Annotated in this window: 18 protein-coding genes; 6 read left to right on the top strand and 12 right to left on the bottom strand. The window is 71.1% G+C overall.

The features are described 5' to 3' along the window. Window positions 1-179: 179 nt before the first annotated feature. The 8 genes from OHB01_RS22645 to OHB01_RS22610 all read right to left on the bottom strand — a co-directional run bounded on the left by OHB01_RS22645 (window position 180) and on the right by OHB01_RS22610 (window position 9,035). A complete protein-coding gene (locus tag OHB01_RS22645; RefSeq protein WP_328853938.1) occupies window positions 180-1,829 on the bottom strand; it encodes an NAD(P)/FAD-dependent oxidoreductase in 1,650 nt (549 codons plus the stop codon). A 41-nt stretch (window positions 1,830-1,870) separates the two neighbouring features. Further along, window positions 1,871-2,506 carry a phenazine biosynthesis FMN-dependent oxidase PhzG gene (phzG, locus tag OHB01_RS22640; protein ID WP_328853937.1) on the bottom strand — a complete coding sequence of 212 codons (636 nt, stop codon included), beginning with the start codon at window positions 2,504-2,506 and terminating at the stop codon, window positions 1,871-1,873. Window positions 2,507-2,661: 155 nt separating this feature from the next. Beyond that, a complete protein-coding gene (locus OHB01_RS22635; protein ID WP_328853936.1) occupies window positions 2,662-3,531 on the bottom strand; it encodes a PhzF family phenazine biosynthesis protein in 870 nt (289 codons plus the stop codon). Continuing rightward, on the bottom strand, window positions 3,528-5,417 hold the full coding sequence (locus OHB01_RS22630) for an anthranilate synthase family protein (protein ID WP_328853935.1): 1,890 nt from the start codon (window positions 5,415-5,417) through the stop codon (window positions 3,528-3,530). Before OHB01_RS22630 ends, OHB01_RS22635 begins: the two co-directional genes overlap by 4 nt. After that, window positions 5,414-6,037 (bottom strand): isochorismatase family protein, encoded by a 624-nt coding sequence (locus OHB01_RS22625; RefSeq protein WP_142649757.1) that lies wholly within the window; start codon window positions 6,035-6,037, stop codon window positions 5,414-5,416. Before OHB01_RS22625 ends, OHB01_RS22630 begins: the two co-directional genes overlap by 4 nt. A 27-nt stretch (window positions 6,038-6,064) precedes the next feature. Beyond that, a complete protein-coding gene (locus OHB01_RS22620; RefSeq protein WP_168066228.1) occupies window positions 6,065-7,237 on the bottom strand; it encodes a 3-deoxy-7-phosphoheptulonate synthase in 1,173 nt (390 codons plus the stop codon). Window positions 7,238-7,345: 108 nt separating this feature from the next. After that, window positions 7,346-7,834, bottom strand: coding sequence for a PhzA/PhzB family protein (locus tag OHB01_RS22615; RefSeq protein ID WP_142623686.1), 489 nt, complete (start codon window positions 7,832-7,834; stop codon window positions 7,346-7,348). Window positions 7,835-7,940: 106 nt separating this feature from the next. After that, on the bottom strand, window positions 7,941-9,035 hold the full coding sequence (locus tag OHB01_RS22610; RefSeq protein WP_328853934.1) for a ParB N-terminal domain-containing protein: 1,095 nt from the start codon (window positions 9,033-9,035) through the stop codon (window positions 7,941-7,943). Window positions 9,036-9,643: 608 nt separating this feature from the next. Between OHB01_RS22610 and OHB01_RS22605 the strand changes: the two genes are divergently transcribed. Together OHB01_RS22605 and OHB01_RS22600 are read left to right on the top strand one after the other, a co-directional pair. After that, on the top strand, window positions 9,644-10,621 hold the full coding sequence (locus OHB01_RS22605; protein ID WP_142649759.1) for a sigma-70 family RNA polymerase sigma factor: 978 nt from the start codon (window positions 9,644-9,646) through the stop codon (window positions 10,619-10,621). Beyond that, window positions 10,618-11,013 (top strand): VOC family protein, encoded by a 396-nt coding sequence (locus tag OHB01_RS22600; protein ID WP_142649760.1) that lies wholly within the window; start codon window positions 10,618-10,620, stop codon window positions 11,011-11,013. Before OHB01_RS22605 ends, OHB01_RS22600 begins: the two co-directional genes overlap by 4 nt. 297 nt (window positions 11,014-11,310) lie before the next feature. On the opposite strand, the gene OHB01_RS22595 is transcribed toward OHB01_RS22600, so the two are convergent. After that, window positions 11,311-11,823, bottom strand: coding sequence for a sigma factor-like helix-turn-helix DNA-binding protein (locus OHB01_RS22595; RefSeq protein WP_168066230.1), 513 nt, complete (start codon window positions 11,821-11,823; stop codon window positions 11,311-11,313). Between the two features lie 409 nt (window positions 11,824-12,232). Here OHB01_RS22595 and OHB01_RS22590 point away from each other — a divergent pair, with 409 nt between their 5' ends. Further along, window positions 12,233-12,778, top strand: coding sequence for a hypothetical protein (locus OHB01_RS22590; RefSeq protein WP_328853933.1), 546 nt, complete (start codon window positions 12,233-12,235; stop codon window positions 12,776-12,778). Window positions 12,779-12,842: 64 nt separating this feature from the next. On the opposite strand, the gene OHB01_RS22585 is transcribed toward OHB01_RS22590, so the two are convergent. The 3 genes from OHB01_RS22585 to sigJ are packed head-to-tail and all read right to left on the bottom strand — an operon-like array spanning window position 12,843 to window position 16,615. Next, window positions 12,843-14,516, bottom strand: coding sequence for a ubiquinol-cytochrome c reductase cytochrome b subunit (locus tag OHB01_RS22585; RefSeq protein ID WP_328853932.1), 1,674 nt, complete (start codon window positions 14,514-14,516; stop codon window positions 12,843-12,845). 5 nt (window positions 14,517-14,521) lie between these two features. After that, window positions 14,522-15,625: a ubiquinol-cytochrome c reductase iron-sulfur subunit gene (locus OHB01_RS22580; RefSeq protein ID WP_328853931.1), complete on the bottom strand. Its 1,104-nt coding sequence runs from the start codon at window positions 15,623-15,625 to the stop codon at window positions 14,522-14,524. Between the two features lie 27 nt (window positions 15,626-15,652). Continuing rightward, complete coding sequence (gene sigJ / locus OHB01_RS22575) at window positions 15,653-16,615, bottom strand: RNA polymerase sigma factor SigJ (protein ID WP_328853930.1); 963 nt, start codon at window positions 16,613-16,615, stop codon at window positions 15,653-15,655. A 206-nt stretch (window positions 16,616-16,821) separates the two neighbouring features. On the opposite strand from sigJ, the gene OHB01_RS22570 reads away from it, so the two are divergent. From OHB01_RS22570 to mtlA, 3 genes are read left to right on the top strand one after another with little or no spacing between them, the layout of a single operon-like run. Beyond that, complete coding sequence (locus OHB01_RS22570) at window positions 16,822-17,583, top strand: DeoR/GlpR family DNA-binding transcription regulator (RefSeq protein WP_142649765.1); 762 nt, start codon at window positions 16,822-16,824, stop codon at window positions 17,581-17,583. Next, window positions 17,580-18,524 carry a 1-phosphofructokinase gene (pfkB, locus tag OHB01_RS22565; RefSeq protein ID WP_142649766.1) on the top strand — a complete coding sequence of 315 codons (945 nt, stop codon included), beginning with the start codon at window positions 17,580-17,582 and terminating at the stop codon, window positions 18,522-18,524. The genes OHB01_RS22570 and pfkB overlap by 4 nt, the downstream gene beginning before the upstream one ends. A gap of 56 nt (window positions 18,525-18,580) precedes the next feature. Next, window positions 18,581-19,771 carry a PTS mannitol transporter subunit IICB gene (mtlA, locus tag OHB01_RS22560; protein ID WP_142649767.1) on the top strand — a complete coding sequence of 397 codons (1,191 nt, stop codon included), beginning with the start codon at window positions 18,581-18,583 and terminating at the stop codon, window positions 19,769-19,771. Window position 19,772: the final 1 nt, after the last annotated feature.

Genomic DNA, 19,772 nt, shown 5'->3' with positions numbered 1-19,772 from the left:
GGTCCGGTGGGCGCGGTGCACGGGTGCGCCCGGTGTGTGGTTGCGCCCGGGTGAATGGGTCCGGCGCGCGACGCCGCGCCGACGTCGGCGCCGGACCCACCCGGAGCCCGCCGCGGGGTCCGTCACGGGACCCCGGCGGGCGTGCCCTTCCCCGGCCTGAGGCCGAGGTCGGCCCTGCCTCAGGCCGGCGTCAGCGAGGGGCTGGCGTGCAGGTCGAATCCCTCATAGCCCGCCTCGGCCACTTCGCCGAGCTTGAGCCGGTAGGAGGCGAGCCCCGCGAAGTAGAACATGACCCTGTTCTTCTTGCCGGGGATGTTGGCGCCGAAGATCCACGACTTGACCTTGGGGAAGAGCGTGTAGTCCGCGAGCTTCCTGCAGGTCTCGGTCCACTCGTCCTCTGCGTCCCTGGTGGCCTCGATAACGGTCGTGCCGTTCTCCTCCGCCGTACGGATCAGGTCGCCGATCCACTCGACCTGCGTCTCGATGCCGGGCGGGAGGTTGCTGAAGGCGCTGTTCGGGCCGAGGACCATGAACAGGTTGGGGAAGCCGTGGGTGGCGACGCCGAGGTAGCTGGTGGGCCCGTCGTCCCAGTGGTCCAGGATCGGCACGCCGTCCCGGCCGCGGATGTCCATTCGCTTGTAGCTGCCGTCCACGGCGTCGAAGCCCGTCGCGAAGACCAGGATGTCGAGCTCGTGCTCCACGCCGTCCTCGGTGAGCACTCCCGTGGGAGTGATCTCCTTGATCGGCGTCTCCTTGATGCTGACCAGTGAGACGTTGTCGCGGTTGAAGATCTCGTAGTAGTCGGGGTTGCAGATGGGGCGCTTGGCGTAGAAGTCACTCGGCGTCAGCTTGCGCGCCGTCTCCGGGTCCTTCACGATCTCGCGGATCTTCGACCGGATGAACTCCGCCGCGGCCTCGTTGGCCTCCGGGTCGGTCGCGATGTCGGAGAACGTGCCGAACATGAAGCGGAAGCCGTTGCCCTTGTCCCAGTACTCCTGGAACACCCGCCGGCGCTCCTCCTCGGAGACGCTCATGGCGGGGACGTCGCTCTCCTCGAATCCGCAGGCGACGCGGGAGTTGCGCACCTGCTCCCAGATGCGGTCGTACGACGCGCGCACCTCCGCGACGTGCTCCTCGGTGACGGGGCCGTGGCCGGACGGGACGCAATACTGCGCCGAGCGCTGGAACACCGTCAGATGCCCGGCCACCTTGGCGGCGGCGCAGGCGAACTGGGTGCCGGTGGATCCCGTGCCGACGACGCCGACGCGCCTGCCCTCGATCGTCAGGTCGTCGGGCCAGGAGCCGGTGTGGACGATCCTGCCCCGGAAGCGGTCGCGGCCCTTGATGTCGGGGATGTTCGCCGTCGACAGCGGCCCGAGCGCGGTGACGACGTACCGTGCGGTGAAGCTCTCACCGGTGTCGGTGCCGACGGTCCAGACGCCGCGCGACTCGTCGAACACCGCGCTCTCGATGCCGGTGTTCAGCTGGATGTCCCTGGCCAGGTCGTGCTTGGCGACGACCGCCTCGAGATAGGCGAGGAGCTCCCGCTGCGGGGTGTACTTGGTGGTCCAGTTCCATTCCTGGAGCATCTGCTTGTCGAAGGAGTAGCGATAGACGAAGCCCTCGACGTCCGACATGGCGCCGGGGTAGCGGTTCCAGTACCAGGTGCCGCCCACGCCGCCGGCCCGGTCGAAGGCCCGCACCCGTAAGCCGAGCTCGTTGCGGAGCTTGTGGAGCATGTAGATTCCGGCGAAGCCGGTGCCGACGACGATCGCGTCGAAGTCGGTGTCTGTCGTGCCGGTCGTCGTGTCGGTCGTCGTGTCGGTCAAGGTTGCACTCCTTCGTGTTTCCTGTCCCTGCGGGGAGGGGGTCACGGCTGCAGCCGTGAGATGTGCCAACCGGAGGGGGTCCGGTCGTAACGCAGCCGCTGGTGCAGCCGGTCGGCGTCGGCCGACCAGAACTCGACGGCGGCAGGCTCCAGGCGATATCCGGCGAAGCGCGCCGGGCGCGGCAGGGAGGTTCCGTAGGACGCCAGGCGCTCCGCCTCCGACCTGAGCCGGGCGACGTCCTCAAGGGGTTCGCTCTGCCGGGAGGCCACCGACATCGCGTGCAGCGGCACCGGCCGGGCGTTCCACAGTCGTTCCGCCTCGGGCTCGGGCAGCATGGCCACCGGGCCGGAGAGGCTGAGCTGCCGGGCGGTCTCGCGCCAGTAGAGCAGGCCCGAGGCCCAGCCGGTCTGCGCGATCTCCCGGCCCTTCCTGCTGGTGCTGTGGCTGGTGAAGACCAGGCCGCGGTCGCCGACGTCGATGACGGCGACCATGCGGGTGGAGGCCCGGCCGCCGCGGTCGGCGGTCGCGAGCGCGAGGGCCAGCGGTTCGCGCACCCCGGCCTCCACCGCCCCGGCGATCCACTGCCGCGCGAGGTCCATCGGTTCGGCGGGCGGCATGTCGTACTCGGGGAACGCCGGGTCGATGGTCCCGGTCAGACTCTCGAACCTGCTGCTCACTGTCGCCTCCGCGAGCTGTGGGGAGCGGGGGGACGGCCGCAGGGCACGGCCGTCCCCGATGGCAAGGGTGGGGAGGGGGTGGAAAAGGGCGGAAGGGGGTGGCAAGGGGAGGGGGCGGGAAGGGGGGACCCGGCCGGACGGGCCGGTCGCGCCGTTCAGGCGTAGATCACTCCGCGGGCGACGGTCACGCCCGAGCCGCCGACCCGTACGGAGGTGACGTGGTCTGCGGTTCCTTCGGCGCGGGCCCGCATGAGCGAGGGCCGGCCCATCTCGACGCCCTGGTGGATGTCGATCCACTGCCCGAACCCGATGCGCCCGTGCCGGGCGAGATGGATCGCCAGCGGGCCGGCCGCCGACCCGGTGGCCGCGTCCTCGGCCACGCCGTACGCGGGCGAGAACATCCGGCTGCGCCAGGTCGAGCCGGAACCGGCGAAGCAGTTGGTCGCCATGTCGGGAAAGGCGGCGAGCGCGCGCTGGTCCGGGTTGACCCGGGACAGCGCCGCCGTGCTCTCCAGCCCGACGAAGACGTGCCGGGGACCGTTGTGATAGATCACGACGGGCAGCGCGGAGGAGGTCAGGCCGAGCGCGGCGAGCAGTTCCCCGGCCCGGTCGAACTCCGTCCAGGTCGGCACGGGCTGCTCCATCTCGGCGGCGACGGCCCGCCCGTTCACCCGCTTCAGGTCGAAGGCGATGACGCCCATCGCCGTCTCCAGCCGGAGCCTGTCGCCCCCGCGCGTCTCGCCCAGCGCGATGGCGGTGCCCAGGAGCGGGTGCCCGGCGAACGGAAGCTCGTTCACCGGCGTGAAGATGCGGATGCGGGCGTCGCCGCCCAGCCGGGGCCGGAGGACGAAGGTGACCTCCGACAGGTTCATCTCCCTGGCGATGCGCTGCATGCGGTCGTCGGAGAGGTCCTCGGCCTCGAAGAAGACGGCGACCGGATTGCCCTGCAGCGGCGTGTCGGTGAACGCGTCGACGACCACGTACGGACGCGCGCCCTCCAGCACGGACTGGTCAGCGATGGTCACGACAGCAGTCCTTTCATCAAGGAGCCCAGGATGCGCGGGCCGTTCTCGGTGAGCACCGACTCGGCGTGGAACTGGATGGAGGAGAAGCGCGGGCCGCGCATCGCGTGCACCTCGCCGGTCGAAGGATCGCGGCAGATCTCCACGGTGCCGACGCCGTCGATCTCGGCCAGGTCCGCCTCCGCCCGGGCGGCGAAGGTGTTGTAGAACCCCACGCGCTCCCGCGCGCCGAACAGGCCGATCTCCTTCTGCACCCCCTGGTTGGGGATGTCGCGGCGCTGCAGGGCGAACCCGAGACGGGTGGACAGCACCTGGTGGCTCAGGCAGACGGCCAGGAAGGGACGCCGGGCCGCCAGCAGCGCGTCCGCCGCCGCCCGCAGAAAAGCGATCTTCGGGTGGGCCGGGTCGCGGGGGTCGCCGGGGCCGGGCCCCAGCACCACGAGGTCCCACCCGTCCAGCGACGGCCCGTCGTCGTGGCGCCGCACGGTCACCGACATGCCCAGGCTGCGCAGCTGGTGGTCCAGCATCGAGGTGAAGGTGTCCTCGGCGTCGACGATGAGCGTGCGCACCCCGGTCAGCACCGGCTCGGCCGGCGCTTCCCCGGCGTGGCCGCCCAGCCAGAAGCCGGCGATGTTCGCGTTGCGCCGCTCCAGCGCCTCTCGGACCTCCGGGCGGGCCCTGAGCCGGCCGCTGTCGCCGGTGTCGAGCGCCGCGAGCAGGCCCGCGGCCTTCGCCCGGGTCTCCGCGACCTCCGACATCGGATCGGAGTGGCGTACGAGCGTGGCGCCGACGCCCATCCGCGCCCGGCCGGCGCGGTCGATGTCGGCGGTCCGGATGAGGATGGAGGAGTCGAGGGTCTGCCTGCCGTCCTCGTCACGCCCGATGAGGGCGACGACCCCGCTGTAGTAGCCCCGGCCGTACGGCTCGTGCCGGTCGATGACCCGGCAGGCGTTCTCCACCGGGCTGCCCGTGACGGTCGGTGCGAACATGGTCTCGCGGAGGATGTCGCGCACGTCCCAGCCGGTCTCGCCCTCGATGAAATACTCCGTGTGCGCGAGACGCGCCATCTCCTTGAGCCGGGGGCCCGTCACGCGGACGCCGGGCTCGCAGATCCGCGCCATCATCTTGAGCTCCTCGTCCAGGACCATGTAGAGCTCGTCGGACTCCTTGCGGTCGGCGAGGAAGTCCATGACCCCGTGCAGCGAGGGGCCGGACGGCGGATAGCGGTAGGTGCCGCTGATCGGGTTCATGGTCGCGACGCCGTTCCGCAGCGTCACGTGCCGCTCGGGGGTGGCGCCCACGAACGTCCGCTCGCCGGTGTGCACCACGAAGGTCCAGTACGCGCCCGACTCGACCTCCAGCAGCCGCCGGAAGAAGGCCAGGGCGGAGCGCGGCGTGTAGTTCCCGATGTCGGCGACGAAGGACCTCTTGATGACGAAGTTGGCCCCCTCCCCCTCGCCTATCGCCTCCTTGACGACCCTGCGGACGATCTCGGCGTAGTCGTCGTCGCTCACGTCGAAGTGCCCGCCCGAGACCGCGAAGGGCAGATCGGGTATCCGGTCGAGCGCCTCGGCGACCGGAACCACGCCCTGCCGCGTCACGGTCATCGCGATGAGCGGGGCGCCGTCGTCGGCGCAGGCGAAGCCCCGTTCGCGGACCTGCCGATAGGGGACGACGACGAGCGCGTGGTGGGAGCCGCCCGCCGCCGGCTCCCGTGGGCCGGGCAGCGGGACGTCCGCGAGCTCGCGAAGGTGCGCGATCTCGCCCGTCAGCACGTCGAGCAGGCCCGGCCCGTTCGCCTCGGGCCGGTGCAGCAGCGCGAAGGCCGGGGCACGGAGCTCCAGCACGGCGCCGAGCAGGTCGCGCCCGCCGGGGTCCGGCCCGTTCACGCGAACACCTCCTTGGCCGTCAGGACGACCGCGCAGCGTTCTGCCGCGTACTCGACGGTCATGCGGTGGTAGCCGGCGGTGAAGTCGGCGACGGCGTCGGCGACCAGGAACGTCTCCAGGTCGTTGGTGAACGCGTCGACGGCCGTCATGAGCACGCCCACGTGGGCGTACACGCCGCAGACGACGAGCTGGTCGCGGCCGCTGCGCCGGATGCGCTCCAGCAGGTCGGAGCGGAAGAAGGCGCTGTAGCGCAGCTTGGTGAACATCCAGTCGCCGGGTGCGGGGGCGAGCTCGTCGACGACGAGCCGGTCCTCCGGGGCGCGGCGCATGCCCGGCCCCCAGAAGTCCTTGAGGAGCCCGCGTTGCTCCTCGGTCATGTCACCGGGCTGAGCCGTGTAGCCCACGGGCACGCCGAGCGCGGCGCTCCGCTCGCGCAGCAGCGCGATGTTGCCGACGAGTTCCTTCCTGATCGGCTCGGGGAACGGCCTGACGAAGTAACGCTGCATGTCGTGGATCAGGAGCACGGCACGAGCGGGGTCGGGCGTCCATCCGGCGTGGTTGGCGGGCAGGTCGCCCGCGGCCGGGAGGAGGTACGGCTTGATTGTGGGTATGCCGGACATATAACGACCTTCCTGGTGTCCGTCGCGTCAGCCGCCCCAGGCTGAGATGACCGAGACCGCCTGCCAGAGGGTCAGCCGGGGGTCGCAGAAGCTGGTGTAACGGTCGCCGACGTGGTCGAAGCCGCTCTCGTCGGCGACGCACTCGGTGACGTCGTCGGGTGTCGTCTCCAGATGGAGGCCGCCGGGCACGCCGTCCGCGCTCTCGACCGCGGCCACGAACTCGCGGACCTCACGTTGCATGGTCGGCACGACGCGCGTCTTGTGCCCCGACGGGGTGACCAGCGTGTTCCCGTGCATGGGGTCGCAGAGCCAGATGACCGGGTGCCCGGCGGACCTGACGGTCTCGACGAGCGGCGGCAGGGTGTAGGCGACCTGGTCCGCGCCCATCCGGGAGATCAGCGTGAGCCTGCCCGGCTCTCGTTCGGGGTCGAGCCGCTCGCACAGGGCGAGCAGCTCGTCCTTGGTCGTCTTCGGGCCGACCTTGCAGGCGACCGGGTTGGTGACCTCGGACAGCAGCGCGACGTGCGCGCCGTCCACCTGCCGCGTCCGCTCGCCGACCCAGGGCCAGTGCGTCGAGCCGAGGATCAGCCGTCCCGACCCGTCCCTGCGGAGCATGGGGACCTCGTAGTCGAGGAGCAGCGCCTCGTGGCTCGTCCACACGGGCGGGTCGATCGGCGACCGGGCGGACGAGCCGCGCCAGGCGAGGTGGTCCATGATGTCGCTGGCCGCCATGTAGCCGGTGAGTATCCGCAGCGGATCGGGCTGCCTGCTCTCGGCCGTCGGCTCCGGGCCGTTGACCAGGTGCCCGCGGAACGCCGGGAGGGTGAGGTCGCCGACCTTCTCCATCGGGCTGGAACGCGGCTTGGAGAACTGGCCGCCGATGCGGCCGACTCTCAGCACGGGCTTGTGTGTGATCATCTTGAGCGCGCCGGCCAGCACGTCCAGCGCCGCGGACTTGCGGCTCACGTGCTCCGGCGTGCATTCCTCCGGGTTCTCCGCGCAGTCCCCGGCCTGTACGACCAGGGAGTTTCCCGCGGCGACCTCCGCGAGGAGGGCGCGCAGCGTGCGCACATCCGCGGGCCTGACGAGCGGGGGCCGGGAGGCGAGCACTTCCTTGACGCGCTGGACCTGCGAGACATCGCTCCACTCCGGCTGCTGCAGCGCGGCGTCCAACCGGATGGCGGGCATCACGTCGTCCACGGTTCTCCATGGGGGTTCGAGGCGCTCTCGGCGCCGTCGTCGTCGCCCGGCCGGGGGACGGCAGGGGTCGTCCAGTGGCCGCCGCCGCTCCGCGGCAGGCGGCGGGCGTCAGGTGGGGATTCCCTCACGCCTGATCTCGGGTACGGGGATGCCCAGCGCGCGCAGCTGCTCGAACGGGTTCATGAATTCGCGCTGCAGCTTGATCTTCCCGTTCTCCAGTTGGAAGGAGTGCAGGAAGTGGTTCCTGTAGTGGCCTTCGGGGTAGCCGGGGAAGCGGATGGCGCCTTCGCCGTCGCACTCGACCCAGAAGAAGTTCGGGTCGTGCGTCTCGAAGATCTGGATGTTGGTCCAGACCCAGTCGGGGAAGCACTTCAGCGACCAGACGGCGTGCTCGCCGAGGCGGTCGCGGCCGCGGATCGCGATCGGCTGCCCGGTGTCGTTGGTCCACAGGCCGCCGACGCCGTCCTCGGTGAACAGCAGGTGCCGCCGCAGCCGGTCCTCGCCTCTGGTGTTCATGTACTTCTCGACCGTCGCTCGGTTGATCTTCCGGAGTTCGATCTCTTCGTCGCTTCCCGGAAAGCGAGTCGTCTCTGACACGATGAACCCTCCAACAGATACCGATTAATGGCGATATTTCACCCTGCTACTTTCGGCTCAGGGCACCTCCGTCGATTTCATGGCGGACCGGTGAAGCCATTCGCCGTCACGCCGAGAAAGCGGCCGGCACCATGCTCGCGAGCTGTTTCCATTCCTCCGATCTCTGCAGCACGACCGCACGGACGAGCGGCATGCAATGGGAGGGAATCGCCTCGGCGATCTCCTTCCATTGGGCCGGTCCCACCTCGGTGGCGAGGAGCATCCGCAGCAGCAGCCGCCCCGACTCGGTCGCCCGCAGCGACGGGTCACGCGCGAGCTTGCGCAGCATGACCACCGTCTCCACGGCCTCCCCCGCCCCGCGGCCCGGCCTCGTCTCGCCCCTTCGGCTGCTCCCCCCGGGCCTGCGGCGCGCCTCCCCCACCCGCCGGACCTCCGCGTCCTGGTCCCGTGCCGGCGTCGTCGTGCCGCGCGGCCCGGCGCCGGACCTCTCCCTGGCGCGAAGCCGTTCCGGGATCGGATCCTGCCCGCGGCCGAGCCGCTCGCGTACGTCGCGGACCGTGCCCACCGAGAGCCCGGTCTTCCTGGACAGCTCGCGAAGGGAGATCTCCGAGTTGGCCGCCAGCAGGGCGGCCGCGCTGCGTCGCCCCTCGATGCTGCTGAGCGGCCTCGACCTGCCGTCGCGGCCCACGCGGGAGTGCTGGAGCCCCTCCTGCCCGTCGAGCCGGCGGCGAACCGTGGCGACGGTCTTCGCGCTCAGCCCCGTGCTCTCGGCCACCGCCCGGTCAGACCAGTGCGGATGCGAGGCGAGGATGCGCCGGGCCGCCTCCTTCCGTTCGTCGAGCGTCAGAGGCAGTCCGTGGCCCACGTTGAGCCGGACCGACAACACGAACGCGTCGGCCTCGCTTCCGTCGAAGAACCGGACCGCGATCTCGCTCCTCCCCTTCAGCACGGCGGCGCGCAACCGGTGCATGCCGTCGATCACACGCATCGTCGGCCGGTGCACGAGAAGCGGATCGAGGGCGCGATCCGTCTCCGCGAGCAGCCGGACATGTTCCGGGTCCTCACGTCGTTTGCGCGGCGAGAGCGAGGACGTGAGGTGGCGGACGGGGACGATCTCCCAGGGCAGGTGGCGCAGATCCGCCACGTCGGCAAGGCGGGTGGCGAGTACGCGATCGGCGTCGGCTGCGGTGTGAAGTGACACTGCGGGACCTTCCTTGAAGGAACAAGGGCGAGGCGATTTCTTCACAGGAGCTCAACTCGGGTTCAGCCTATGTTCCGGCCAATTGCGATGCCAGAGCAGCAGGGGGCCCATTCCTGGCAAGTTATTCATTGAATTCGATATCAACCGCGACGCCCCGTGCGGGACCGCGACGCGCCGTTCACGTGTCTCGATGCCGACATAAGGCGGAAATGCGCCGGATCGCATTGACCGCAAACTTCGCGGAGCCATCACCCGCGCTCAGGGGGCGACCCGTTCGGACGGATCCGCACGAGCCGAATCCGCGGGCCCGGACCACACGGCCGGGCCCCGCGCACGCATTTCAGCCTCAGCGGACGCCGATTTCGGTCGCGATCATCTATTTTCGGAACGGCGAGAAAGTATGGGCGGCCGCCATGAGGATAAGATGCACCTCGGACGGCGACCGGCCGGTGTGCCTCATGCCGGAGAGGCACCCCTCGGTGAGCCTTCCCGTCATGTAGGTTCAAACGAACCGGCAACAATAATCAGTACGGGCACTCAAGGCTCCTTGTCAAACCTGCGTTCGTCCTCTCACTCATACGACGAACCGCGACGGTGAAAGGTGACCGATGAACGACCAGGCCCAATTGGCCGAGCACTTCGACCGATCGCGAGGGCATCTGCGCGGCGTCGCGTTCCGCATGCTGGGCAGCGCCGACGAGGCCGACGACGCGGTGCAGGAGACCTGGCTGCGCGCCTCCCGCGCCGACTCCGGCTCGGTCGACAACATGACCGCCTGGCTGACGACGATCACCGGGCGGGTCTGCCTCGACATGCTGCGCTCGCGCACCCGCCGGCGTGAGGACCTCGCCGACCTCACCGAGCTCGACATGCTGGCTCCCCACGACGAGGCGGCCGACCCGGCGGACGAGGCGGTGCTCTCCGACTCCGTCGGTCTGGCCCTGCTGGTGGTCCTCGACACGCTCGGCCCCGCCGAGCGCGCCGCCTTCGTGTTGCACGACCTGTTCGCCGTGCCGTTCGACGAGATCGCCATGATCGTGGAACGCACTCCGGCGGCCGCCAAGAAGCTGGCGAGCCGGGCCCGCCGCCGGGTGCACGGCTCGGCCGACATCCCCTACGCCGACCTCGCCAGGCAGCGCGCGGTCGTGGACGCCTTCCTGGCCGCCTCCAGGGCGGGCGACCTCGACGCCCTGCTCGCGGTGCTGGCCCCCGACGTCGTCCGCCGGGCGGACTACGCGGCCCTGCGCGGGCAGGCCAAGGCGCCGGCGGAGGTGCGGGGCGCACGCGCCGTGGCCGAGGAGACGCGCACCAACATCCGCAGGGCCCGCTTCGCCTGGCCGGCTCTCGTCAACGGCGCCGTGGGTGCGGTGATCGCCCCGCGCGGACGCCTGCTGCTCGTCCTGGAGATCGGCGTCGTCGGCGATCGCATCGCGTCCATCGACGTCATCGGCGATCCCGAACGCCTGAAGGGGGTGCGGCTCGGCCTCGCCGACGTCCCGTCGCCGGTGGCGGCCCCGCCGTCCGAGCCCCGCCCGCTGTCGCATGCGGGGCGGGTGAGCGGCGGCGGTCACCGGGAGGCGTCGTGATCGTCAATCCGCGGCTCGCCGTGCTCTACGTCGGCGACCAGGGCAGGACCCTGGAGTTCCTCACGGGGACGCTCGGCTTCGAGCTCGCGGCCGACGTCCCCCTGGGCGACGGCCGGCGCTGGGTCGAGGTGCGCCCGCCGGGCGCGCAGACCTGCGTGGCGCTCGCCGCCGTCGAGCCGGAGATCCTGGAGGCGCTCCACGCCCGCGCGGGGCGGATGACCCACGGCTGGTTCGACTGCGACGATCTCGACGCCACGTGCCGGGACCTGCGGGCGCGGGGAGTGGAGATCGTCGTGGCGCCGCAGGCCACCCCCTGGCGGGAAAACGGCCGGTGGGCGCAGATCCGCGGCCACGACGGCAACCTGTACGGGCTGACGGAGCGGGGAGGCTGAACCGCGGGCGCGGGCGGCACAGCGCTCGGACGACACAGCGCTCGGACGACACAGCGCTCGCGTGGCACAGAGCGCGGGCGCAGGTGGCACAGCGCTCGGACGACACAGGGCGCGGACGCGGGTGGCACAGCGCTCAGGTGGCACAGGGCGCGGGTGGCACAGCGCTCAGGTGGCACAGGGCGCGGGTGGCCCGGCGGGTGGTCAACTGTGTGTTTTCCTCAGATACACGGCCCGCCCTCGGACGCACACGCCGCCCTGGCTGACACGGCCGCCCGGCTCCTCGGTGCCGCCGGCCCGTCAGAGGTGGGGAACCTCGCAGCGCACCTGCGCCTTCGCCCTGGCGTCGATTCCGCGCACTCCCTCCTCGGTGAGCCCGGTCACCGAAGCGATGTCGGCGTACGCGAGCCCGAACCCGTGGCGCAGCATGAAGACCGTCCGCTCCTCCTGGTCGAGCATGCCGAGGACGGTCGCGAGGGCCGCGGAGACCGACTCGGCCATCTTCAGATCGGGCTCGCCGCGCAGGGGCTCGGGCAGCCACGGGCCGATGTGCTCCTCGCCGTTGGCCTGGGCGGCCCGCAGGCGGGTGAGCGCCAGCACGGAGACCAGCCCGATGAGCGCGTCCGGGGAGCCCTCCGAAGGGTCACCCTGACCGGCCAGCCAGCGGGTGCGGGCCTCCTCGACCACGCGCGCGGCCTCCCCGGCGTCGCCGAGCATGCTGCGGGCCACCTCGTGGAGCAGCGCGGCGTGCTCCTCGAACGCCTGGGACGCGCGGCGCCGTTCTTCGGCCGGCCGTTCCGGATTACGCTCCATACACCCTCCTCGTAATCGTGGTCCGGCGTCCGGACCATAACGAACCGGTCCGGTGACTGGCCCCCGCCATTCGCCGGGAACACCTACAGGAACGGCGCCGACGAGCCCTGCGCCCCACGCTTCAGCGGTTTCTTCCCGACCCGCAACTTACACCCCGGAAACCGTTGCGCCCAGATTTGTTTTCCTCTCTCTCACCCTGCGGTCACGGCGAGACCCCGCTCGCCTTTCCCATCAAGACGAACGCGGCCCGCGAAATGTGACACAGGAACGGCCGGTGAATTCTCGATGCAATCCCGATGTCACGTTCCGGCCCCCTGGAAACGTCTTTCTTTTGGCGGCCCGATTCGCGGACCCCCTCCGCGCCGCACCATCGCCGCCTCTCCCAGTCCGCACTTCGAGGGAGCATCTGATGGTCTTCACACCGGACGCCTCCTACACCGATCCCAGCGCGTGGCGGATCGCCATGGACGCCAGCGAGGGAACGCTGTCGATGACGACGTCGAAGGGGCCGCGGCTCCTGCACGAACTCCCCTGTTTCCACGGGTCCTTCTATCTGCGCCCCGCCGGGCTCCTGGCGGGGTTCACGCTGCAGTTGCCGCTGCCGGTCTACCCGTCGTGGCTGCAGGAGGACGAGGCGCCCGTGCTCTTCTGGGAGTCCGTCGACCTGGAGGCCCAGGACCCCCCGAACCAGGTCCTGGGGAACGCGCGGCTGCGGCTGGGCAGGCGGCAGGTCTCCGCGGGCGTGTCCGGCCTGTGCACGGAGGTCCCGGTCGGCCACTCCGGCCGCCCCTATCTGAAGATCGTGCTGGAGACCGTGTTCCCCTCGGTGAGCATGCGCTGGCCGGTCGAGGCGTGGCAGCGGCTGCGGCCGGTGACGCTCAAGCTGCTCACCGAGATCCGTCCCGCCGACCCAGAGGAACCGCAGTGGCGGGTGCCGGAGCAGTGGGATCCCTGACCCGGCCCGGATCACGACGGCGCGGGCCCGGAGGAACCCTCCGGACCCGCCCGCACGAGAGCGGTCAGCGCGTCAGCGCGCGGCTCTGTCCCTCCGGCAGTGCCCCCTGTCCCTCCGGCAGTGCTCCCTGTCCCCGCGGGAGTGCGGCCTGCCCGTCCTCGTCGTGCGGATGACCGTTGACCGGTGGGATCTTCTCCCCGCCGTACGCTCTGGACATGCGCAGGCGCAGCCTGCCGAGCGGCCCGCGCAGCCCCTTGGGGGGCACGGTCTCGTCGTACGACAGCACCGGCACCGGTTCCCTGCCGCGCAGATGCGCCTCGATGTCCTCGGCCGGCCGCGAGTGGACTTCGACATACCCGCCGTTGGGCAGCCGCTTGATCACCCCCGATTCCACGCCGTGCGCGAGCACCGCGGCGTCGGAGCGCTGCAGCCCCAGGCAGACGCGGTAGGTGATCGCGTAGGCCAGGGCGGGCGCGACGAACACGAGGATCCGCCCGGCCCAGGTGGTCGTGTAGAGATCGACGCGGAAGTTGGCCGAGATGATGTCGTTGCCGCCGAACAGCCAGAGCACGCCGTAGAAGGCGATGACCGCCATGCCGATCGAGGTGCGGTGCGGATTGTTGCGCGGCCGGTCCGCGAGGTGGTGCTCGCGATGGTCACCGGTGATCCACCGTTCGACGAACGGGTAGAGCGCCATGCCGACGATGACGAGGCCCAGGGGCACCAGCGCCGGGATGACCACGCTGAGCGGGATCGTGCCCGCCTCGGCCGTGCCGAAGAGGTTGATCTCCCAGGCGGGCATGATGCGCAGCGCCCCTTCGAGGAAGGCCAGGTAGAAGTCGGGCTGCGAGCCGGCCGAGACGTCGGCCGGCGAGTACGGCCCGTACAGCCAGACGGGGTTGATCTGCGCGAACGTGCCGAGACCGGCGATCACGGCGAACGTGAACAGGAAGAACGCCCCCGACTTCGCCATGAAGGCCGGGTAGAAGGGCGCGCCGACCACGTTGCGGTTGGTGCGGCCCTTGCCCGGAAACTGGGTGTGCTTCTGCACCCACATGAGGATCAGGTGCGCGGTGACCAGCGCCAGGATCAGGCCGGGCAGAAGCAGGATGTGGATCGAATAGAAGCGGGAGATGACGTCCTCGCCCGGATACTCGCCTCCGAACAGGAAGAAGTTGAGGTAGGTGCCGACCACGGGCAGCCCGATGACCACGCCCTGGGTGACCCGCAGGCCCGCGCCGGACAGCAGGTCGTCGGGCAGCGAGTAGCCGGTCAGGCCCTCGAACAGCGCGATGGAGAGGATCACCACGCCGATGAGCCAGTTGAGCTCGCGCGGCTTGCGGTAGGCGCCGGTGAAGAAGACCCGCAGCGCGTGGGCCATCATGCCGCCGATGAAGACGAGGGCGGCCCAGTGGTGGATCTGCCGGATGAGCAGGCCGCCGCGGACCTCGAAGCTGAGCTTCAGCGTGGACGCGTACGCCTCGGACATCGTCACGCCCTTGAGCGGGGCGTACGTGCCGTCGTAGAGGATCTCCCCCATGCTCGGCTTGAACCAGAACGTCAGGAAGGTGCCCGTCAGCAGCAGGATGACGAACGAATACAGCGCGATCTCGCCGAGGAGGAACGACCAGTGGTCGGGGAAGATCTTGCGGATGTTGCGCCTGACGAAGCCGCCCGCGCCCAGGCGCTCGTCGAGGAAGGTTGCCGGCCCGGCGATGCGTCCGGGCACGGTTTTCATTGCACTCAAAAGTGGCCTCCGTTCTCCCTGGCCCGCGCCTCCGCGTCGCCGCGCTCCCAGTAGCCGGGACCGACGGGGGCGGGGAAGTCCCCCAGCGCGATGAGGTAGCCCTGTTCGTCGACGCCGATCGGCAGCTGCGGCAGCGGCCGGGCGGCGGGGCCGAAGACGACCCTGGCCCCGTCGGCGGCGTCGAAGGTGGACTGGTGGCACGGGCACAGGATGTGGTGGGTGGTCTGCTCGTACAGCGCCGCGGGGCAGCCCACGTGGGTGCAGATCTTGGAGTAGGCGACGATCCCGTCGTGGGTCCAGTTCGGGTTCGTGCGGGGCCCGAGCTCCTCGGGACGGAACTTGATGAGGATCACCGTCGCCTTGGCCAGGACGTTCAGGTCGTGTTCGTAGCCCTCCGGGACGACCGACAGGATGCCTCCGGGCGAGTTGAAGTCGGCGGCGCGGATCGGCTGGCCGCTGCCCTCGACGACGAGCCGCAGCGGCTTGCCGTCCTTGGTCTTCTCGCCCCAGACCGTGTGCGCCAGCCGCCGGTGGAGCCGCGCGCCGGGCGCGCCGCTGGTGTCGAGGTCGCGCAGCAGCACCAGCGGGGCCAGGCCCAGTGGCGCCGCCGCGAGCAGCAGCGTGCGGCGCAGCAGCCGGCGTTTGACGATGCCGCTCTCCCCCGCGCCTCGCACGAACGTGGCCGCGACCTCGGCCCGCACCTCCTCGGGCGAGGTCATGGGGTGACGCTGCTGGACCAGCTCGTACTTCGGCATGATCTGGCGCACCCAGATCACGATCCCCGCGGCCAGCGCGAGCAGCGCCAGGGTCAGCGCGCCGCCGAGCGCGACGTGCGAGGCGCCGGTCGCGCTCAGGCCGCCGACCTGGAACCGTACGTAGGCCACGAGGAAGGCCACGAGGGCGGCGAAGGCGAGCGTGAAGCACAGCGCCGCGATGCGCTCCGCCCTGCGCGCCTTCCGTTCGTCCTGCGGAACGACGCCGGGGACGGCGTGCTCCTCGCCGTGGGAGTCGGAAAAGGGTGCGTCCGATAAGGGCGTGCCGATGACGCGCGCGGGTGCCCGCCGCTCCGGCCGCCCGTTCTCGTGCTCGTTGTCTGTCATGGGGAAAGTCGCTTCTCTCGCGGCCTGTCAGCCTGCGGCGGCACGGATATGCCTGTTCCTTCCGGGTCGCCGGCCCGCGCCGACGCCGCCGAGCTTGTCCTGATTGGCGATGATCCAGATCCGCGTGACGAGGCCGGCGCTGTCGACGTCGACCACGATGACGGCGATCGGCTCGCCCCCGGCGGTGATGAGCGCCGCGGGCCCGCCGTTGACGTCCACGATGGATCCGCTCCCGACGTCGCCGGTCGCCCCGGCCGCGGCGTCCGCGGGACGCAGCACCCGGCGCAGGCCGCACACGAGCAGCCGGGCGACCTTCGCCGCGCCCTCGACCGGGTTCCTGGCCACGCCGCGGCCGCCGTTCCCGTCGATGGACAGGGTGACCTCCGGGGCGAGCAGGTCGAGCAGCGCCCGCAGATCGCCGCCCAGGCAGGCGGCCAGGAAGCGCTCGGTCACCCGCCTGCGGACCTCACGATCCTGCTGGAAGCGGGGCCGCCGGGCCCGGACGTTCGAGCGGGCGCGGCGGGCGAGCTGCCGGACCGCGGTCTCCGACCGGCCGACCACCGCCGCGATCTCGGCGAAGGAGAACTCGAACGCCTCCCGCAGCACGAACACGACCCGCTCCAGCGGGGAGAGGGTCTCCATCACGACGAGCATGGCCATGGAGACCGAGTCCGCCCGCTCGGCGCCCTCCTCGGTCGCGGGCCCGGTCGGCAGCGGCTCGGGGAGCCACTGCCCCACGTACGCCTCCCTGCGGGCCTTCGCCCAGCGCAGACGGTCGAGGGCGAGCCTGGTCGTGACCTGGACGAGGAAGGACCGGGGGTCGGCGACGCGGGAGTGATCGACGCGGTCCCAGCGCAGCCACGCCTCCTGGACGATGTCCTCGGCGTCGGTCGCGCTGCCCAGCACCCGGTATGCCACCCCGAACAGCAGATCCCGGCTGCATTCGAAACTGGCGACCGCGGTGGGCTCCCCCTGGGTCACGGCGGGCATCTGGCCTCCTTGTCTCCGCTCCCCTATAGAGACGTGCCGGATGCGCGAGACGTGACATGGAGGGCACCGGGCGCGCGGCCGCCCGAGATACACGCGGGGAATCTCCACACATCGTCCGTTTCGTGATGCTCACGGCTATTGACCGTCCAACACAGGCGGGTATAAACACATACGAAACAACATCGAAACGGCGGTGAACCAACACGATGTACGCGGAGGAGCGGCAGCAGGAGATCCTGCGGGCGGCCCGCGACGCCGGCCGGGTCGACGTGGTGACGCTGGCCGAGCGGTTCGGCGTCACGACGGAGACGATCCGCCGCGACCTGACCACGCTGGAGCGCGCGGGCGTCCTGCGGCGCGTGCACGGCGGCGCGATCCCGGTCGAGCGCCTGGGGTTCGAGCCCGCGCTGGCCGCCAGGGACGAGGTGATGACGGCCGAGAAGGAGCGCATCGCCAAAGCCGCCCTGGCCGAACTCCCCGAGGACGGCTCCGTGGTCATCGACGCGGGCTCCACGACGAGCCGGCTCGTGCAGGCGCTGCCCCCGGACCGCGAGCTCACCGTCGTCGTGAACTCGCCTCCGCTGGCCACGCTGCTCGCGGCCCGCCCCAACCTGACCGTGCTCATGCTGGGCGGCCGGGTGCGCGGCCGGACGCTGGCGACCGTGGAAGACTGGGCCATCCAGCAGTTGTCGCAGCTCAACGTCGACGTGGCCTTCATGGCCACCAACGGCTGCTCGGTCGCCAAGGGCCTGACCACCCCCGACCCGGCCGAGGCGGCGATCAAGCGGGCGATGATCGCCTGCGCCGACCGCGCCGTCCTGCTGGCCGACCACACCAAGTTCTCCGGCACCTACCTGGCGCGCTTCGCCACGCTCGCCGAGATCGACGTCGTCATCACCGACACCGGGCTCGACCCCGACCAGGCCGCGGCGCTGGCCGCCGCCGGGCCGGAGGTGGTGCGGGCGTGATCCTCACCCTGACCCTCAACCCCAGCCTCGACCGCACGATCGAGGTCGGCGCGCTGACGCGCGGGGCCGTCATCCGGGCGGCCGACACCCACCTCGATCCCGGCGGCAAGGGCGTCAACGTCTCACGTGCCCTGCTGGCCAACGACGTCCGGTCGTGCGCGGTCATCCCGTACGGCGGCAGCGAGGGGCGGCGGCTCCTCGACCTGCTGTCGGCCGAGGGCATCGACATGATCCCCGTGCCGGTCGAGGGTCCCACCAGGTCCAACGTCGCGATCGCCGAGCCCGACGGCACCGTCACCAAGGTGAACGAGCCGGGCACCGCGCTGACCCCCGCCGAGCTCGACACGCTGGCGGGCGCCGTGCTCGACGCCGCCCGGTCGGCCGACTGGGTGGTCGCATCGGGCAGCCTCCCGCCCGGCGTGCCGGTGGACGTCTACGCCCGGCTGTGCCGCCGGTTCGCCGACGCCGGCATCAACCTGGCGGTCGACACGAGCGGTCCCGCCCTCGTGTGCGCGGTGAACGCCGGCCCCGCGCTCGTCAAGCCGAACCGCGACGAGCTCGCCGAGGCCACCGGCACGGCGATCACCTGCGTCGGCGACGTGCTCGACGCGGTCGGCAAGCTGCGCGCCATGGGCGCGCGGTCGGTCCTGACCAGCCTCGGGGCCGACGGCGCGCTGCTGGTCGAGGACGACGACCAGGTCTGGTACGGCGAGTGCGCGGTCGGGGAGCCGCGCAGCAGCGTGGGCGCGGGCGACGCCCTGCTGGCGGGCTTCCTCGCCGCGGGGGCCCGCGGCGGGACGGCCCTCGCCGAGGGCCTCGCCTGGGCCGGCGCGGCAGTCGGGCTGCCCGGCAGCCGGATGCCCGGCCCGGCCGACATCGATCGCACACACGTCCGGATCGGTCCCCCCGACCCGGCCCGGCAGCTCATACCCGGGGGATGAGCGCCACCCCCACCAACCGGCCAGCCAGGCCGGTCGCCCCCTGAAGGAGCACGTCAATGGCCACGCCCTATACCCCCACTGTCACCGGCACCGGTGTGCGGGCCACGATCCAGCGTTTCGGCGGCCATCTCGCCGGGATGATCATGCCCAATATCGGCGCCTTCATCGCCTGGGGTCTCATCACGGCCCTGTTCATCCCGACCGGGTGGCTGCCGAACAAGACACTCGCCGAGCTCGTCGGCCCGATCATCAGCACCCTCCTCCCCGTTCTCATCGGCTACACCGGCGGCCGGATGGTCCACGCCCAGCGCGGCGCGGTCGTCGGCGCCGTCGCCACGATGGGCGTGGTCGTCGGGGCGGACGTCCCGATGTTCCTCGGCGCGATGATCGTCGGCCCGCTGGCCGCGCTCATCCTCAAGTACGTCGACCGGTTCACCGCCGAGCGCACCAGGGCCGGCTTCGAGATGCTGGTCGACAACTTCACCGCCGGCATCGTCGGCGCCGTCATGGCGATCGCCGGCGTGCTCGCCATCGGCCCGATCGTGGAGAAGATCACCGAGGTGGCGGGCAGCGGCGTCGAGTGGCTCGTCACCCACTCGCTCCTGCCGATCGCCTCGGTCATCATCGAGCCGGCCAAGGTGCTGTTCCTCAACAACGCGATCAACCACGGCGTGCTCGGGCCGCTGGGCGTCGCCGAGTCGGTCAAGCACGGCAAGTCGATCCTGTTCATGCTGGAGTCCAACCCCGGCCCCGGCCTCGGCCTGCTGATCGCCTACCTGCTGTTCGGCCCGAGGTCGCTGCGTCCCAGCACCCCGGCCGCGATGATCATCCACTTCTTCGGCGGCATTCACGAGATCTACTTCCCGTACGTGCTGATGAAGCCGCGGCTGATCCTCGCGGTGATCGCCGGTGGCGCCTCGGGCGTGCTCACCTTCCTGGTCACCGGGGCGGGCCTGGTCGCGACGCCGTCGCCGGGCAGCATCTTCGCCTACATGGCCGTTACCCCGAAGGGCGGCTGGTTCGGCGTGATCGCGGGCATCGTGATCGCGACGGCCGTCTCCTTCGCCGTCGCCGCAGTGCTGCTGGGCTTCGGCCGCGCCAACGGCGACCGGGCGGACGACGCGGCGCGGGCCGCGACCCTCAATGACACCGACGACACCGGCGACACCGCCATCACGAGCGACGAGAACCGCGACACAACCGGCGAGACGGCGGCCGAGAACGTGCCCGCCACCAAGGAGGCGTAGA

It is taken from the genome of Microbispora hainanensis, from assembly GCF_036186745.1.
GTDB lineage: Bacteria > Actinomycetota > Actinomycetes > Streptosporangiales > Streptosporangiaceae > Microbispora.
This window is presented reverse-complemented; position numbering and strand designations above follow the sequence as displayed.

What these genes read in the sequence shown, in the direction of transcription:
- OHB01_RS22585 (WP_328853932.1), bottom strand. Translation starts at nt 14,516, where the DNA reads ATGAAAACCGTGCCCGGACGCATCGCCGGGCCGGCAACCTTCCTCGAC.
- OHB01_RS22570 (WP_142649765.1), top strand. Translation starts at nt 16,822, where the DNA reads ATGTACGCGGAGGAGCGGCAGCAGGAGATCCTGCGGGCGGCCCGCGAC.
- OHB01_RS22580 (WP_328853931.1), bottom strand. Translation starts at nt 15,625, where the DNA reads ATGACAGACAACGAGCACGAGAACGGGCGGCCGGAGCGGCGGGCACCC.
- OHB01_RS22590 (WP_328853933.1), top strand. Translation starts at nt 12,233, where the DNA reads ATGGTCTTCACACCGGACGCCTCCTACACCGATCCCAGCGCGTGGCGG.
- mtlA (WP_142649767.1), top strand. Translation starts at nt 18,581, where the DNA reads ATGGCCACGCCCTATACCCCCACTGTCACCGGCACCGGTGTGCGGGCC.
- sigJ (WP_328853930.1), bottom strand. Translation starts at nt 16,615, where the DNA reads ATGCCCGCCGTGACCCAGGGGGAGCCCACCGCGGTCGCCAGTTTCGAA.
- OHB01_RS22595 (WP_168066230.1), bottom strand. Translation starts at nt 11,823, where the DNA reads ATGGAGCGTAATCCGGAACGGCCGGCCGAAGAACGGCGCCGCGCGTCC.
- OHB01_RS22625 (WP_142649757.1), bottom strand. Translation starts at nt 6,037, where the DNA reads ATGTCCGGCATACCCACAATCAAGCCGTACCTCCTCCCGGCCGCGGGC.
- OHB01_RS22605 (WP_142649759.1), top strand. Translation starts at nt 9,644, where the DNA reads ATGAACGACCAGGCCCAATTGGCCGAGCACTTCGACCGATCGCGAGGG.